The organism is Paraburkholderia phosphatilytica, from assembly GCF_003443895.1.
In the GTDB taxonomy this organism is placed as follows: Bacteria; Pseudomonadota; Gammaproteobacteria; order Burkholderiales; family Burkholderiaceae; genus Paraburkholderia; species Paraburkholderia phosphatilytica.
Genome location: NZ_QQOA01000001.1, coordinates 161,484 through 177,843, shown reverse-complemented (window position 1 = coordinate 177,843; position 16,360 = coordinate 161,484). Strand labels below are relative to the sequence as shown.

9 protein-coding genes are annotated in these 16,360 nt (G+C 64.9%); 6 read left to right on the top strand and 3 right to left on the bottom strand.

The annotated features are described in order from the left end of the window. Positions 1 to 203: 203 nt before the first annotated feature. From DVS29_RS00710 to DVS29_RS00700, 3 genes are all read right to left on the bottom strand, one after another. Positions 204 to 7,607 carry a hemagglutinin repeat-containing protein gene (locus DVS29_RS00710; protein ID WP_118178503.1) on the bottom strand — a complete coding sequence of 2,468 codons (7,404 nt, stop codon included), beginning with the start codon at positions 7,605 to 7,607 and terminating at the stop codon, positions 204 to 206. Positions 7,608 to 7,738: 131 nt separating this feature from the next. Beyond that, positions 7,739 to 9,556 (bottom strand): redoxin family protein, encoded by a 1,818-nt coding sequence (locus tag DVS29_RS00705; RefSeq protein ID WP_118178502.1) that lies wholly within the window; start codon positions 9,554 to 9,556, stop codon positions 7,739 to 7,741. 263 nt (positions 9,557 to 9,819) lie between these two features. Next, on the bottom strand, positions 9,820 to 10,131 hold the full coding sequence (locus DVS29_RS00700; protein WP_118178501.1) for a hypothetical protein: 312 nt from the start codon (positions 10,129 to 10,131) through the stop codon (positions 9,820 to 9,822). 167 nt (positions 10,132 to 10,298) lie between these two features. Here DVS29_RS00700 and DVS29_RS00695 point away from each other — a divergent pair, with 167 nt between their 5' ends. The 6 genes from DVS29_RS00695 to DVS29_RS00670 all read left to right on the top strand — a co-directional run bounded on the left by DVS29_RS00695 (position 10,299) and on the right by DVS29_RS00670 (position 16,348). Further along, positions 10,299 to 10,823 (top strand): GAF domain-containing protein, encoded by a 525-nt coding sequence (locus DVS29_RS00695; RefSeq protein WP_118178500.1) that lies wholly within the window; start codon positions 10,299 to 10,301, stop codon positions 10,821 to 10,823. A 131-nt stretch (positions 10,824 to 10,954) separates the two neighbouring features. Then, a complete protein-coding gene (locus tag DVS29_RS00690) occupies positions 10,955 to 12,091 on the top strand; it encodes an alpha/beta hydrolase family protein (protein ID WP_240655408.1) in 1,137 nt (378 codons plus the stop codon). A 98-nt stretch (positions 12,092 to 12,189) separates the two neighbouring features. Continuing rightward, positions 12,190 to 13,389 carry an AAA family ATPase gene (locus tag DVS29_RS00685; protein WP_118178498.1) on the top strand — a complete coding sequence of 400 codons (1,200 nt, stop codon included), beginning with the start codon at positions 12,190 to 12,192 and terminating at the stop codon, positions 13,387 to 13,389. Positions 13,390 to 13,394: 5 nt separating this feature from the next. Then, positions 13,395 to 15,179, top strand: coding sequence for a cobaltochelatase CobT-related protein (locus DVS29_RS00680; protein WP_118178497.1), 1,785 nt, complete (start codon positions 13,395 to 13,397; stop codon positions 15,177 to 15,179). A 184-nt stretch (positions 15,180 to 15,363) separates the two neighbouring features. Beyond that, complete coding sequence (locus DVS29_RS00675) at positions 15,364 to 15,732, top strand: response regulator (RefSeq protein ID WP_118178496.1); 369 nt, start codon at positions 15,364 to 15,366, stop codon at positions 15,730 to 15,732. Beyond that, a complete protein-coding gene (locus DVS29_RS00670) occupies positions 15,725 to 16,348 on the top strand; it encodes a chemotaxis protein CheC (protein ID WP_118178495.1) in 624 nt (207 codons plus the stop codon). The genes DVS29_RS00675 and DVS29_RS00670 overlap by 8 nt, the downstream gene beginning before the upstream one ends. Positions 16,349 to 16,360: the final 12 nt, after the last annotated feature.

Below are 16,360 nucleotides of genomic sequence, written 5' to 3'. Positions count from 1 at the left end.
TTCCCCGATTGATTCCACATACAACAAACCCAGCCGAACGCTGGGTTTGTTGTATCAATGCGCCAAACGAAGTTTATAAATCCAGATGCCGGCGATCAGAGTAAATCCAACAACGATAGCAACCCAGTAAATGGTCTTTTGACCTCTACTCAGCTTCTCGTATTGTCCCGGCTTGAACGATGGCCCAGCCATAGCTGCTCCTTCTACCTTTTCAACTGGAACCCGTAACTAACTGGATTCACTGCCGTACCTGGGGGGAAGCTAAGACCATACTCTATGGAAGTTTGACCGCCATACGCATGGCTGACCCCACCACCAGCGCCAATGACCGGGAAGCCGGGAACAGGTACGAATGTAGACGCATTAGCGCCACCACCAGCCAAGTATGAGCTAGTGCCTTGTGCACCGCCTCCACCGAGGATACTCCCGAATGTCACGGAAATCCCGGGCTTCAACGAGTATGTAGGAATTGGCTTTCCAAGTGCCCAACTTCCGAACACATCACCATTTTGCAGATTAACTACCACGCCCCCTGAGGCAACATAGATGTTGCCCTGAATAGACACATAATCCGGAGACATAGCCCCTAGCGCTTGCTGCGCAACGACCCCTTGCGCTTGAATTGCCGCATTCAGCGTCGTATCGCTACACTGTGCTCCCGCACCGCACGCCTGCGCAACGAGGTCCTTCTTCACCGGCTTGCCGTCGGCATCGAACTGCCGGTTAAACCGATCCACGTTGTACCCTGAGAACGCCCCCGCATCGCCACCCACCACCGCACCTGCGCCCGTAGCGATGACGTTCGCAACGATGTTCCCAAGCGCCTTGTTCACATCAGCGTCACCGGTCGGATCCGAGTCAGCAATCGCGCCGCTCAACTGGTTCAGCCTGCCGCCCGCGATCGACGCGATACCCGCACCCGCCGCACCGCCGATTACATTACCGCCCGCGAGACCAGTAACGAGCGCCGCGCCCGCCGCCTGCATCGCCGCGCGCGCAGCACCACCCTCGGCCCATGCCGGATCGTGAGTCTGCTCGTACTTCAACGCAGCGAAGTCACCGATGCGCCGCGACACCGCTTCACCCGCGGCGCCGGCCGCCGCCATCATGTCGGCCTGACGGTCCAGCAGGTTGCTCACGTCGGGCAATTTCGCAACTGCACCATTCGTATCCGACATATCGCGGTTCAAGGTCGCCACGTCCTGCGACTGATGCGCACCATCGGTCACGTTGATCGACCCTGCGCTGATGCCGCTACGCGTGATGGCACTGTCGCTGCCGCTGTCGTTCTGACCCAGCATGGGCGCGGGACCACCCGCGTTCGTGCCTGACGTGCTGCCGTGCGTCGCGTAGTTCGAGCCGCCGTTGCCCGTCGTGAAGCCTCCGCCGAACCCGCCTGAATGCGCGTCATAGACGGACTGGTTCTGTATGTCGGAGAAGCTGAGCGTGCCCGTCGAGAGGTTGTTCTTCGTTGCGTCGGCATCGCTCGCGATCACCGCTCCGTTGAGGTCCGTATTGCCCTTGACGTTGATATTGAAACCGCCGTCACCGGCGTGAATGCCCGCCTGTTCATTCACCCCCGCATAGCTGCCGCTCGCGTCGCCATGCTGCGAACTGAAGCTCGCGCTACCGCCACCCTGACTGATACTGAAGCCGCCGCCCGCGCTTTCCTGGTGCGCGCTGCTGTTCAACGTGTCCTGCACGCTCGCGATGTTCAGATTCCCGCCGACATCCGCGTTCACTTGACGCCCGTTGACGTTCGCGCCGACGATGTTCGTGTCGCCACCCGAGAGAATCGTCGCCGTGCCGTTCGCGTTGATGTGCGTGCTGTTCTGCATCGCCGCGTCGCTGTTCGCGTCACCATGCGCCTTCGCCATCGATGCACTCACGCCGAAGCCATCCGTGCCGAACGACACGCCCACGCTCGCACTGCGCGACTGGTTCGCGCTGCGGGTCGTGTCCGTATCCGTCGTGTTGATGAGATTGACCTGATTCCCTGCAGCCAGAATCACGTCGTTCGCGTTCACGTCCGAACCGGCGATCGTGAGGTTGCCGCTTCCCGGCGTACCGTTGCCCGTCGCGACGAATGCGGCCGTGCCGCCCGCCGTCACGCTGGAACCCCGGTTCGTCGTGCTGTCTTCGGCGAAGGTGTTGCTGCTGTGGCTGCTGCCGTAGCTGAGTTCAATCTTCGCTGACGGCTTCTCGCCACGGGCGAGACCGGCCGCGGTCTCGCGCGCCGCGCCGACGGAGTCGAAAGCGCCGCTTGCCGCCGCCATGCCGTGCAGTGCTGCCGCGCGGTCATCCTGGCTGTGGTTCGCGGCATGCGTCTGGTCGATCGCGTTCGACATCGCATCGAGCACCGGTGCCTTCACTGCAAGCGTGAGTCCGCTCTTTGAGACTTCCTGTGTCTCGTCGCGGTGGGCCGTGTCGACGGCTGCGTCGATGACGACGTTCGCGCCCGTGCCCGACACGTTCTGCGCCGCGATGATGTCGCTGCCCGTCACATGCAGATCGGCACCGGCGGACAGCGTTACGCTGCCAGTCGTGCTGCCGATCAGGCTCGCGTTGTTCGTGACTGAGCTGTCGTGTGTCGTGTCCTTCGTATCGATCCTGGCGTAGGAGACGCCGATACCGCCGGAACTGCCGATACCGGTCGTGACTTCCTGATGGAAGTGGCTGCTGTTGCTGCTGTCCTGCGAGGTGGTGACGGTCAGGTTATTGGCCGCGGCAAGCGAAACATCGTTGGTTGCCGCAACCGTCGAACCGCTGATGGTCATGTCATGACCTGCCATGCCGCTGACCGTATCGCCCGATATCGTCGAGCCGTTCGCAATGACCTGATGCGAATGGCCGCTGTCCGTCGACGTGTCTTTCGACATGAAGCCGGAATGGTTCGTATGCTCCCAGCTGGTTGAATCATGCGTTTCGCTGACGCTGCCGACCGTGATGTCGCCGGTCGAGACGAGGCTGACCGCTCCTGTGCCCGCAGCACCCGTCGTCACGGTCGAGCCGAGCACAGCGAGATTGCCGGCACCGCCCTGGCCCGCCGCAAGCGTGACGTTAACGCCCGCATTCACGCTCGAACCCCGCACAGCCTCGTCGTAGCTCGACGCCGTGTGCTTTGCCCGGCTGTCGCCGAGCGAGCGCTCGTCGTGGCGCTGCGTGTCTTTCGCCGCGGTTACCGTCAGGTCATGTCCAGCGATCAACGCCGCATTGCCGCCGGCTGTCACGCCCGCGCCGGTGAGCGTCGTATCGCGTCCGGAGACCGTGACGAGGTTGCCGCCCGTCGTGACCGTGCTGCCCAGGTTCTGTGTGATCGCGGTGTGACCGCCATCCTGTCCGCCGTGGCTCTGCACGTCCTGTGTACTGGTCAGCACGACCGTGCCGACGTTGACATCGCGGCCTGCCGCAATGGACGCGTCGCCGCCCGCCTGGACCGTCGCGCCATGGATGTTGACGTCACGGCCCGCCGCGAGCGCTACGCTACCCGTCGCCGAGATCGCGCCGACCGCATCGACCGTTGTCGCGGTAACGCTACCCGTCAGGCCATCCGCGCCGAACGACTTCGATACGCTGCCGGTCCGCGTTTCGATGATGATGTCGCGCCCGGCCTGCACGACGACATCGGCGCCGCCAATGCGCCCGCCGATGTTGCGCACGTCCTGCGCTGCTGCAACAGCCGTGATGCCACCGCTGCCGATCGTGCCGCTGTTCACGACGTTGTTGCCGATGACCGTCGTCGCGAGGCTGCTGCTGATGTGACCGCTGCTGTTCACATCGCCCGATGCCGTCAGGTTCACGCTGTTGCCCGCCACCAACGCGCCACTGTGCGTGAGATCGACCGTACTGGATTGCGCGAGGTAAAGCTGCGGCACCAGCACCGTCTGATGCGAGCCGTCCGGCAGCGTGACGTCCTGCGAGACGAGCCACACCATGTCGGTGGTGAGCTGCCGCATCTGGTCCGGCGTGAGCGCGATGCCAGGCTCGAGGCCAAACGTTCTCGCGTACGCCGCGCCGCTCGTCATCAACGCGGTGTATTCGGCGAGGTTGTCGGTGTAGCCCGCCAGGAAGGTGCGCCCGGTCAGCTGCGTGACCTGGTTGCGGATCAGCGTTTCCTCGTACAGGCCATCGCCAAGACGCTTGATCGTCTTCGACGGATCGAGCCCGAGCAGTCCGAGCATGTAGTCGCTGCTGATGAACTTCGAATACTGCGTAAATCGTGGGTCCGTGGCGACGAGATAGGGCGCATCGGGTGCAGTGCGGTACGAATACAGCCCATTGACCGGCAGCTTCAGGTTCGCGATGTTGCCCGCTGCACCGCCGGCGGTGCCACTGCCCGCAACACCCGATCCATCGACCGTCTGGCCCTGGCGGTTCACGCCCGCGATCGTGATGGTCTGCGCGTCGGTTTGCACGGTCTGGTTCGACGATGCGATGGCCGGCAGCGCATCGACGGTCGTCGTACCCTGCGTGATGCCATCGTCGACCGTCCTGGTATCGCTGTCGCTGCCGCTCTTCTGGTGCCAGACGAACGTCGACTGCGCCGTCTGCATGACGCTCTGCTGCAGCACCGTGCCGGTGTCGTTCACAGTGCCATCGGCTGCGCGACGCACGAGGTCCCCGCCAGCCGCCATCGTCGACGACAGGTTATGGATGCTGCCGCCATCCGCATTGATGCGGATCGCGCCCTGTGCCTGGATCGTTGCGTCGGTGCCCGCGCTGACGAGCTGATCAGTGCTGGTGGTGGTCGTGATGGTGCGCGATGTCTCGACGTAATCGTGATTGCTGTTGCCAAGGTCCGTACGAACCTGCACCTGATCCGGGCGGATCTGCTTCGCCGGGTCGTAATCTGGCCAGAAGGTGATCGAATACGTGTCGCCGTTGTCGGCGATGCTCTGGTAGTACTGCGTCGGGTTCGTCGTGATGGTGCGCGTGTGCGGCTGCGACATTGCCTCGAGGATAGTCAGCCCGTACGAATCGGTCAGCGGTTCGGTGAGCGAGAACGACTGTGTGGTGACATCGAGGCTGGTCACCTGGGACTTCGGCACGGTGACCGTGATGGGCTTCATCAGCGCCCCGATGGTCGCTGTGGCGAGCGCGCCGGCATACCACCGCCATTCCGGATACAGCACGCTGTAATAGGCGCCGAGGTTGCCGAACACGCCGTTGTCGTCCAGCCCGGCGGTCCACAGCGTGAGCGTGGCGGTGCCCGTTACTTCCGGCGTGCCCGCTTCGGTTACGACCCCGGTGCGCAGATTGTTGACTGTGTGCGCCGCGATATCGATGTCGCCATCGGCCTCGATGCTGGCCGCGCTGTTGGTGAGCATGCCGGTCTGGTTTGCGAGTAGCCCGGTTGCGTCGCGCGCGTTGTCTCTTGCAATTTCCAGATTGCCCGCGCTGTAGATCAGCGCGCCGTCTGCGTTCGTCACCGACCCGGACGCATACAGCCCGACGAACTGCGCGCCCGCGATGACGGCTGCGGCACCCGTGTTCGTGATATCGGTGGCAAAGACCTGCACGTCGTTGCCGGTCAGCGTGCCGGTGTTCGCGAGCGTCGTGCTGTTCGTCCGCACCGTATCGCCTTCGATGCGGCCCGCGTTCGTGATGGTCTGTGCTGCGTTGACGGTCGTGCTGGACGAGTTGATATCCGCGCCTGCCGCGTTCACGACGTTCATGCCGCTGGCGTTCAGTGCGCCGCTCGCCGCGAGCGTACCCGTGTTCGTCAGCGTGCCTGCGACGTTGAGCGTCATGTCGCCATCGGCGTGCAGGGTATTCGCGGCGCGGTTCGTGTAGTCGCCCGCGAGGTTCAGCGTGAGATTGCGCCCGGCAATCACGTTGCCGTCGCCGGTCAGGAAACCGGCTGCGCTGATGTCACGGTTCGCGCGGATCGAGCCACTGGCATTCGATAGCGAACCCACAAAAAGCGATGCATCGATCCCGCCGAGGATCGAGCCGCCGTCGTTGATCACCGATGCGCTGGCCTGGTTCAGCGTGAAGCCTGTGCCGCCGTACAGCGTGCCACCGGCATTGCTGACGGTCAGTGTGATGTTGAGTGTCGCGAGGCCACCCGCGACAAGACTCGCGCCTGCGTCGTTGGTCAAGGTCTTCGCGCTGACGGTCACGTTGCCATTGCCGCCGAGCGTGCCGCGCGTGTTGTCGATTGACGCTGCACTAACGTTCGCGCTATCGCCGGCCAGTGTGCCGCCCGCATTGTGGACCGCACCCGCCGCATGCGCGTCGAGCGCACCGCCTGCGGTCACCTTTGCAGCCGACGTGTCCAGGTCACCACCGGTTGCATCGAGGGAGACCGAGCCACGCGCTGACGTCGTGCTACCCGCGACGTTGACCGACTGCCCGGCAAGCGTCGCGTTGCCACCGGCCATGTTGTGCCCATTCGCGGACAGCGTGCCACTGGCGGTCACGGACAGGTTGCCCGCAGCGCCAATCGCGCCGTCGCCATCCACACCCGCACCCACCGTCCCGGTCGAAGCAACACTGTCCGCACGTATCGCCGTGTCCTGCCGCGCGGCAAGCGTCCCGCTGTTCGTCAGCGCACCCGACGTACTGAGGCTGAGGTCCTGCTGCGCGTATGTCGTACCACTACTGTCGATGCCATCTCGCGCACTGGCGCTGATATCGCCGCTCGCACTGGTCTGTCCAGCCAGCACCAGCTTGCCCTGCGCGGTCAGCACAAGATCACCGGCCTGCGCCGCCAGCACACCCCTGGTCGAAACTCCAACGCCATACTCATTCGACACCAGGAATATCTTGCCCGCATACATCCCGCCCAGCTGACCGACATCGATCGCCAGAGTAGGCGCCGGTCCGTCCCCCGCGATTGGCGTCGCGTTCAGCGTGTCATGATCGACACTGTTCGCTCCAGCCACCACATTGAGACGATTGGCGTAGATCGCCGCATTGACCTGCACGGCGCGCGCCAGCAGATCGACCTGGTCGACGTTTGCCGCATTGAAGCCCGCGCCCTGAACGGTGATGTTGCCGCCGGTCACATTGAAGCCTGACAGCGAGCCATCGGCGGCAAAGTTCGGCGTCCCGGTGGTGAGAACAGCACGTGACGTGTTGATGAAACCGCCACCATTGACGCTGATACCCGACCCGTTGGCGATCACCACCTCGGCGCGCGGGCCGGCCACCTCGACATAACCGTTGATCTGCGAAGCCGCAGCTGAATGAACCTGATTGACGATCACCCGCGCCGACTGCCCCGCACCGAAGTTCGGGTTCCCGTTGACATACCCGGCCTGCTGCGTCTGCGTCACAACCGGCGAGTTATTGAGGATGGCGCCGCGGTTCGACACATCGAACTGGCCATACGTGTTCATCGACACGCCCGCGCCCGATGGCCGGTTGATATTGACCTGCGGCAGACCATTCGCGGTCTGCGTGACGGAAGGCGCGTACGCGCCACCGGGCACGATCTGCGCGCCGCACCAGGCGGGCGCACTCGTCAGCAGCGCAGCGGACACAACCCGCACGGTGCGCGTCACGTCGCAGTTCGACTTCCCCATCGCAGCGGCGGTCTCTCCGACTGCGACCCACATCTCTCTCAGCCGGCTGTACACGAGCCGGAATGTATTGCGGTTCATCTTTTTACTTCGTTATACCGATCGTCTCTCAAGGACGAAAGGCTAATGCAGGACCACCTCCAGGGTCTTTAGTGATAAACCGATACACACAGAATAAACATCCGAGAAACGGCAGGAAAATTCCGAACCGCTCAACCGAACGTGAACGAATACGCCCTTACACCCGGATCGAGGAAGCGGATCTCGAACGTGTGATCCGTGACCGTGCCGCTCTGGCGGATCAACTGATACAGCCGCTGGTTCGTCACCGTGCCGTTGCCATTGGCATCCGTGTCCATGCCGTGATTGTCCTGCGGCGCCTTGCCGTCGATGGTCACGCGGAAGCGCACCGGCTTGCCGTCGGGTGACGGACCCATCACGAGGTGCAGGTCGCGCGCATGGAAGCGGAACGCGATTGCACCGCCGGCCTGATCGAGATCCGTGTGCTCGCCGCCGAGCGTCCAGCGGCCGTCCAGCGCCCACTGGTTCAGATCGAGCTTCGTCGCCGACGAATACGTGTGCGGCTTGTCGAGCTCCGGCGTGCCCGGCGACGCGAAGTTGTGCGCGCGCTCGTAGCCGACGTAGGTCTCCGGCGACTGAACCTCGTTCATTTCGGGCGCGGCCTCCGCACCCGTGCCCGCCACCTGCACGATGCCGCCCGGCACGTTGGTCTTGCCGGCTTCCTTCAGCAGTTGCTGGATCACGCGTTCCGAGCCGTCGTAATCGCCTTCGCCGAAGTGATGCGCGCGGATGTTGCCGTTCGCGTCGATGAAGTAATGCGCCGGCCAGTACTCGTTGTTGAAGCCGCGCCAGATCGCATAGTTGTTGTCGACCGCGACCGGGTAGTCGACCTTCAGGTCCTTGATCGCGCGCTGCACGTTGCCGAGGTCCTTTTCGAACGCGAACTCCGGCGCGTGCACGCCGATCACCACCAGCCCCGCATCGCGGTACTTGTCCGCCCATGCCTTCACGTAGGGCAGCGTGCGCAGGCAGTTGATGCATGAGTAAGTCCAGAAGTCGACCAGCACGACCTTACCGCGCAGCGCCTGCGCGGTCAGCGGCGGCGAATTGAACCACTGCACCGCGCCATCGAGCGGCGGCAGCTTGCCTTCCACCGGCAGCGCGGCGGGCGCACCGCTCGCGGGCTGCGCGGACATCATCATCGACGGCGAAGCATTGTGCGTGTCGTTCGCCGCCATCGTGCCGCCGGTATTACCCGTCGCGTTGCGCGGATGCAGGCGGTCGAGCAGGCCTTGCTCGAGATGGTTGGTGCCCGCCAGCGATACGCGCGTGAGGAGGCCTGTATCGAGGTGGAACGCGATCGTCGCGACGCCCGCGAGCACCGCCACGCCGAGCGCGCGCTTGACCCATTCGCTGACGCCGAGCGAGCGCTTCATCGTCGCGAAGACCTTGCCGCCCACCAGCAGCGCGAGCGCGAGCGAAGTCGCGGCGCCGAGCGCGTAGGCGAGCAGCAGCAGCGACGTATGCGCGCTCGCGCCCTGCAGCGCGGCGCCGGTCAGGATCAGGCCGAGGATCGGGCCCGCGCACGGCGCCCACAGGAGGCCCGTCGCGACGCCGAGCACCAGCGAGGGCACGACGTTCGAGCCGGGGTTGTCACTGCCGCCATTGCCATTGCCCTGCGCGGTTTCCGAGAGCCGTGCGCCGAGCGCGACGAGCGGCCGCGTCATGCGGTCCGACAGCGCGGGTAGCAGCAGCGTGAGGCCGAAGAGCGCGAGCAGTGTGAGCGCGGCGGCGCGGCCGTACTGGTTCGCGGCAACGGCCCAGCCACCGCCCACCGCGGCCAGTGCGGCCACCGCGGTGAACGACGCGGCCATGCCGCCGAGCAGGGGCAGCGTGCTTTGCACGAACGGACGCCCGGTGCGGGCGAAGACGAAGGGCAGCACCGGCAGGATGCAGGGGCTGACGATCGTCAGCACACCGCCAAGCCAGGCGAGCAGATACAGGATCATGCCGAATACTCCTTGCGGCGCCCGCCGGACAGGCGGGCGGCCGATGGTTCATGCCAACGTGCGCGTCATACGGTAGCGCTTTCGCGCGGTGTCTGCCGCCGTGCACTATCCGGTAGTTCGCTGCGAACAGCCCGCCGGTTACAGCGCGAACCTTCGAAGCGGCGGGTTTGCAACCTCGAGCGACCGCGCGCTACGGTGCAGCGACGACGTCCATGCAGGAGTAAAGGCGTGCGCCCGGCAGTTTATTCCATGCCGTGTTGGGGTCAGGCGACGAAATCGCGATGCGGGTCGCGTCGATGGGCGCGGCGGCGGTGCAGCAGCGCGTCGCGTACCGCGCCCGCGTGGCGGCGTGCGCGGGCTTTTGCCCGTTCGCGACGGGTCCTGACGCGGCCTTCGTAGGCGCTCATGCGCAGCGGCGCGTCGGGGTCTGCTTCATCGGGCGCTTCGCCGAGTTGCGCGAAACGGCCGTGCTCGCGGGCGCGCTCGTGCACATGCGCGGGCAGGCAGACGGCCAGCAGCACCGTGGCCAGCACACCCAGCCCAACCGCGAAAATCGTGACGACTATCAGCTCCATACCTGCCTCATCCACATCATCGGCGCGACAAGCTTGCGGGTCGCGTTATATATTTGCGAATATAACGTATCGTGTCCCTGTGACGCCACCCGCGGGTTGCGTTGCCGGCGGACTTGCAGACGCCGCCTGCACGCGGTAGAAGTTTCATTTTGGTCCGGAAATCGATCATGTTCCAGGTTGTCGCTGCTCCATCCAACCTCTCCGGTAGCGCGAAGCGCGAGCACTACGCGGAACTCGTCGAACAGGCGCGTTCGCTGCTCGCCGACGAACCCGACCGCATCGCCAACGCGGCCAATTTTTCGGCGCTGGTGTTCCATTCACTAAACGATCTCAACTGGTCCGGTTTCTACCTGTTCGACGGCAGCGAGCTCGTGGTCGGTCCGTTCCAGGGCAAGCCTGCCTGCGTGCGGATCGCGCTCGGCAAGGGCGTGTGCGGCACGGCCGCGCAGACGCGCGAGACCCAGGTGGTGCGCGACGTCCACGCGTTTCCCGGCCACATCGCGTGCGACGCGGCTTCGCAGTCGGAAATCGTCGTACCTTTGATCGCGGACGATGGCAGCCTGATCGGCGTGTGGGATGTCGACAGCCCGCTCGTCGCACGCTTCGACGATGACGACGCGAAGGGCATGGAAGCGCTGTGTAGCGTATTCGTGGCCGCGTGGTCGCGCGGCGCGGATGCGGGCGCAGCGTGAACGGTGCGTGTGCAGCGATGTTGCGCGCGCGGCACGCCAGAAGCGCGGTGAAAGGTTGATCGGCGATGATCGATGCTGACCCTTCCGTCGCGTCACACTAACTCATGAGAACCGACGAACGTTCCGTGTTGATGACCCGTCTCGCACGCGGCGCGTGCGCTGTGGCCGCGAGTGCGCTGCTGACGTTCGCCGCGGGCTGCGCGATCACGCATCACAGCCCGGCTCCCGACGACGAGGACATGCAGGAAGCCGCCACCGGTGCAGCGCAGACGTGGCAGCGCGTGCATCTGTCGCATGGCGGCGTTTCATACGACTTTCCGGTGTACGCGAATCGTCCGCTCGATGGCGACCTGAGCAGCATCGAGCAGATCGTGATCGTCCAGCACGGCATCAACCGCGATGGCGACGCGTACTTTGCGGCGAGCGACTCGACGATGCGCGCGGTCCATGCCGATCCGAACAAGGTGCTGCTGGTGGCGCCGGATTTCCCCGCACTGCAGGACAGCGCAAAAGGTTTCGGCGCCGATCTGCCGATGTGGAAGTCGGGCGGCGAAACGAACTGGGCCGAAGGCGCAGCGTCGATCGATCCGACCCACGTCAGCTCGATGCAGGTGTACGACGACCTGCTGCGGCAACTGACCGACCGCACCCGCACGCCCGCGCTGAAACGCTTGATCATCGCGGGGCATTCGGCCGGCGCGCAGCTCGTGCAGCGCTACGCGGCGCTGAACGATCTCGACGAAACGCTGCGCGGCGAAGGCATCGACGTGCATTACGTGGTCGCGAATCCGTCGTCGTATCTGTACTTCACGAACGAGCGCCCGGAAGGTAATACGTTCGCCGTGCCGGCTCATATGCAATGCGTGAGCTACGACGATTATCGCTACGGAATGCAGAATATCGTGCCGTACGGCGCGGGCCACGATGGCGTCGACCTGTTCCGCCGCTACGCTGCGCGCAAGATCACCTATCTGCTCGGCACCGCCGACGACAACCCGCATCACAGCGAACTCGATCGCCACTGCGGCGCGGAAGCCGAAGGACACACACGGCTCGAACGCGGCCGCCTGTATCTGCGCTACGAACGGTATCTCGCGAACCGGCTGGGCGCGAGCGGTGGTGGCGCGCTGGGGCTGAACCACGACGCGTATGAAGTCGTGGAGGTCGGTCATCACGAAAACCTGATGTTCGCATCGCGCTGCGGCTCGCAGGTGCTGTTCGGCGCGACCAACGTGTATGGCGCCGAATGCCGCGCGCCGCAATCGTGATCCTGAACCTGTGCCGCGCTGACGCGGCACTTTGAGTAACATCGTGGCTGTGCGCGGCCGTTGGCGTGCCGCGCGTTCCTGTTTGTGACGACGACCCGATGAACGCAACGCTTCTCTCCCAGCACGACGACGATTACGTCGGCCTCTACACCCGCTCCGTCGGCGCGGGTGCCGAATGGTGGCGCGTGTCGCTGTCGGAGCGGCCGTTCATGTACCGGATCGAGCATGGCCACGTCGACGGTTCGGTCGACATCGACACGGTAGTCGACGAGGAGAACCTCGCGGCGAAGCTTCAGAAGTGGTATCGCGAAGGCTATCTGACGGACGCGCAGCGCGAGGCGGAGCATGCGGACCCGCGCGCTTCGGCGGATTTCGTCGCTGAACTCCGGCGGCTACGCGCGAGCGAACCCGCGCGGCAACTGCATGGCGATACGGTCAAGATCGGCACGGTCGACGTGCCGCGCGGTCCCGGCGGTGCGCTCGTGCCGGCGTTGAACGACGCGTACCTGTTCGCGGAGCGCTTCGACGACATCATCGAAGACATCGCCGAAAACCGTCGCGTAATGCTGATCGGCCACACCGGCGCCGGCAAGACGAGCCTGATCGAGCAGATCGCCGCGCGTTCGCAGCACGGCGTGCTCCGTTCGAACATGAACGGCCAGACGACGATCGGCGACTTCGTCGGCTTCTGGACCGTGAAGGGCGGCGAGACGGTGTGGGTGGACGGCGTGCTGCCCACGGCGATGCGCGAAGGCCACTGGCTGATCATCGACGAGATCGACTTCGCGGAGCCCGCGATTCTCGCGGTGCTGACCGCGGTGCTGGAGCCGGGCGGGCGTCTGCTGCTGAAAGAGAAGGGCAACGATATCGTCGCGCCGCATCCGTCGTTTCGCCTCTTTGCCACCGCGAACGCGGTGGGCGCGATGAGCCAGTTCCGGCATCTGTATCAGGGCGCCAATCTGATGAACGAGGCGTTTCTGGACCGCTGGCGCGTGTACCTGATGGACTACCTGTCGGCGGCCGAAGAAGCCGAGGTGCTGATGCGCACGTTCGGGCCGCGGCTGACGCGGCCGATGGCGGACACGCTCGCCGCGATCGCCGCCGATTGCCGCGCGGCATTCGCGCGCGAAGATCTGGCGAGCGCGTTCTCGACGCGTCGCCTGCTCGACTGGACGACGCTGATGCTGCGCACCGGCGACCCCGAGCGCGCAGCCGGCCCGGCGATCTATGCGAAGGTCAGCCCGGAGGACGCGGCGCTGATCCGCAGCATCATCCACCACTACATCGCACTCGGATAGCGACCATGAGCCAACGCCCCGCGCGACCGGTGGATTTCGACTTCGAGTCGACGCTCGGCAAGATGGCGCGCGTGCTGACGGGGCAATACGGCGTCGCGGTCGCGTTCAGTCCCGATGGGCCGCGGGTGGAACCCGGGCGCATCGTCATTCCACCGTACGACGTCGACCGTCTCGACGACGAGCAGGCACGCGATACGCTGGTCGGTTACCTGGACCTGCTGGTGGCGCGCGCAAAATATTCGGATAACGAATCACTTGGCGCGCTCGGCGGCGGCACGGCGCAGCGGCTTGCGCAGGTCGTCGAAGATCGCCGCGTGTGCGCTCTGCTGCTCGAGCGTTATCCGGGCGCGCGCTGCTATATCGAGCGGCTGCGCGAGCATGCGGCGCGCGATGCGCTCAGCCGCTGGAACGATCTGTCGTGGCGCGACCGCTTCGTGTGGCGCGTCGAACGGATGCTGTGGCGCGAAACGCCGACGGTGACCGAAGCGGCGCAGTCGCTATCGGCGGCGCTGGTGGCGACGAGCGACGTGCTGGAGCACGCGGTGCAAAGCGTCTCGACACACGACAGCATCCGCGCCGCGCACGACGTGATCGAGATCGTGCGGCAGCTGTCGTCGCGCGACTTCAACAGCATGATGTTCACCGTGAGCCGCGAGGACGGCTACGACACGTCGTCCGCGCAGAGCACGTTCGATATCGATGACGGTTTGCATCGGCCGCCGGGCGGCGATGGCGCGGGCGTGTCGTCGTCGGATGCTCAAGCGGCGAAGCAATCCGCGGCCGAAGGTCCCGGCATGGGCCATGCGCCCGACGGCGCACCCGCCGCGAGCGATGCCGCGCCGAACCCTGTGTTCGACGAAAGCACTTCAGGACACGGGTCAGCAACGAATCGCCCGACGCTCTCCGTGCCGCTCACCACGGCATTCGATATCGTCACCGACTACACCGGCGACGGCGATGCGCAGTCCTGGCACGCGCTGCGCACGCTCGCCCGCGCTGAAACCGCGCCGCTGAAAGCGAAGCTGGAACGCGCGCTGAAGGCCGACGAGCTCACGCACTGGAACGTCGATCAGGAGCGCGGCGAGATCGACCGGCGCGCGCTGGCGCGCCTCGCGATGTCGCCGGGGTATCGCACCCCGTTTCGCGTGAAGCGGCAGACGCCGGGACGCGATGCGGCCGTGACGCTGCTGATCGATCGCAGCGGCTCGATGGCGGGCCGCAAGATCGAACTCGCGCGCCTGTGCGCGGCGGCGCTCGGCGATGCGCTGATGCAGCTTGGCTTCGACTGCGAAGTGCTGGGCTACAGCTCGATCGAGTCGAGCGACATGAAACGCCTGTATGAAGCGCAGCGGGTGCGCGGCGCCGATATGCGCCACTACAACCGCTTCACCGAACGGCTCGATCTGCAGGTGTACAAGCGCTTCGGCGCGAGCGACCTGCGCGGTCTCGCGCGGATCGAATGCGGTCACGAGAATCCGGATGGCGAGGCGCTCGCGTGGGCCGCGATGCGGCTCGCCGATCACGTGGCCGACCGGCGCATCCTGATGGTGCTGTCGGATGGCTATCCCGCAACTGGCGACGGCGATCCGGCCGTGCTGCGTTCGGACCTGCGCGCGAAGGTCGAGTCGATCGAGAAGGCCGGCATCGAGATCGTCGGCATCGGCATTCTCGACGATGCGGTAGAGAGTTTTTACCGCAACAGCACCGTCGTCACGAAACTGCACGAGCTGCCGGGCATCGCGTTTTCGCTGCTGGGCAGGATGCTGCTCGACCGGCCGCGCGTGCACTGAGCGGCGCATATCAAAATGTGACGTAATGCGCATCGTTGCGATTGCAAACGTTTGCGACGGCCATCGTTAAAACCCCATATTAGAGGTTGCATTCTGTTTAACCCTGGGTTTGTCGATTCCCGCTAAAGCCGCTGTTTCCGGCGGCCGTTATCGGGTTCTGACGTCAACTCACCGGTGAAACCCCATGGGCCTGCCAGTTTTAGTCGCGGACGATTCGATGCTTGCCCGCCGACTCCTGATCAACGCACTTCCCGACGCGTGGGATGTCGACATCACCCAGGCGACGAACGGAAACGAAGCGCTGGAGGCCTATCGGGCCGGCCGCGCATCGGTCATGTTCCTCGACCTGACGATGCCCGGCATGAACGGCTTCGAAGTGCTCGAAGCGATCCAGCACGAAGGGCTCGACAGCTTTATCGTGGTCGTGTCCGCCGATATCCAGAGCGAAGCGAAAGCGCGCGTGAAAACGCTCGGCGCGATGGCATTCGTCGAGAAGCCGGTGTCGGCAGAGAAGCTGCTGCCGATTCTGCGGGAGTACGGTCTCTATGAATGATCTGGCGCTCAGCGAAGATCAGCGCGACGCGCTGCAGGAAATCGCAAACATCGGCATGGGGCAGGCGGGCGCGCGGCTCGCGGTGCTGCTCGGCCGGTTCGTACATCTATCGGTGCCGCGCATCATCGTGGTCGATACGGAATCGCTGCAGGTCGCGGTACGTGAGACGCTGAAGCTGAACGGCCCCGTCACCGCGTTGCGGCAGGGCTTTCGCTGCGATGTGTCCGGCGAGGCGATCACGCTGTTCGACAGCGTCGGCGCGACGCGGCTCTACGACACGCTGTTTCCGGACAGCCCGGAAGTGGCCGAACAGGGCGCGGATACAGGCGAGCTTTTCGCCGAGGTGGCGAACCTGATTACCGGCGCGTGCCTCGCGGGCCTGTTCGAACAGATCGGCCAGTCGCCGACCTTTTCGGCGCCGCGGCTGATCGGCGAGCAGATCGACATCGAGGAAGTGCTGCATCCGTCGAAGCTGCCGTGGGACCGCGCACTGCTGCTCGAAGTGAACCTGCACACGGAAGACGGCGATTTCGGCGCGCATCTGCTTTCGCTGATGACGCTCGATGCGGTACGCAAACTGGGTGCGGCGCTCGAAGCGTTTCTGTCCAGCCTGTAGCAGGCGGTTTTT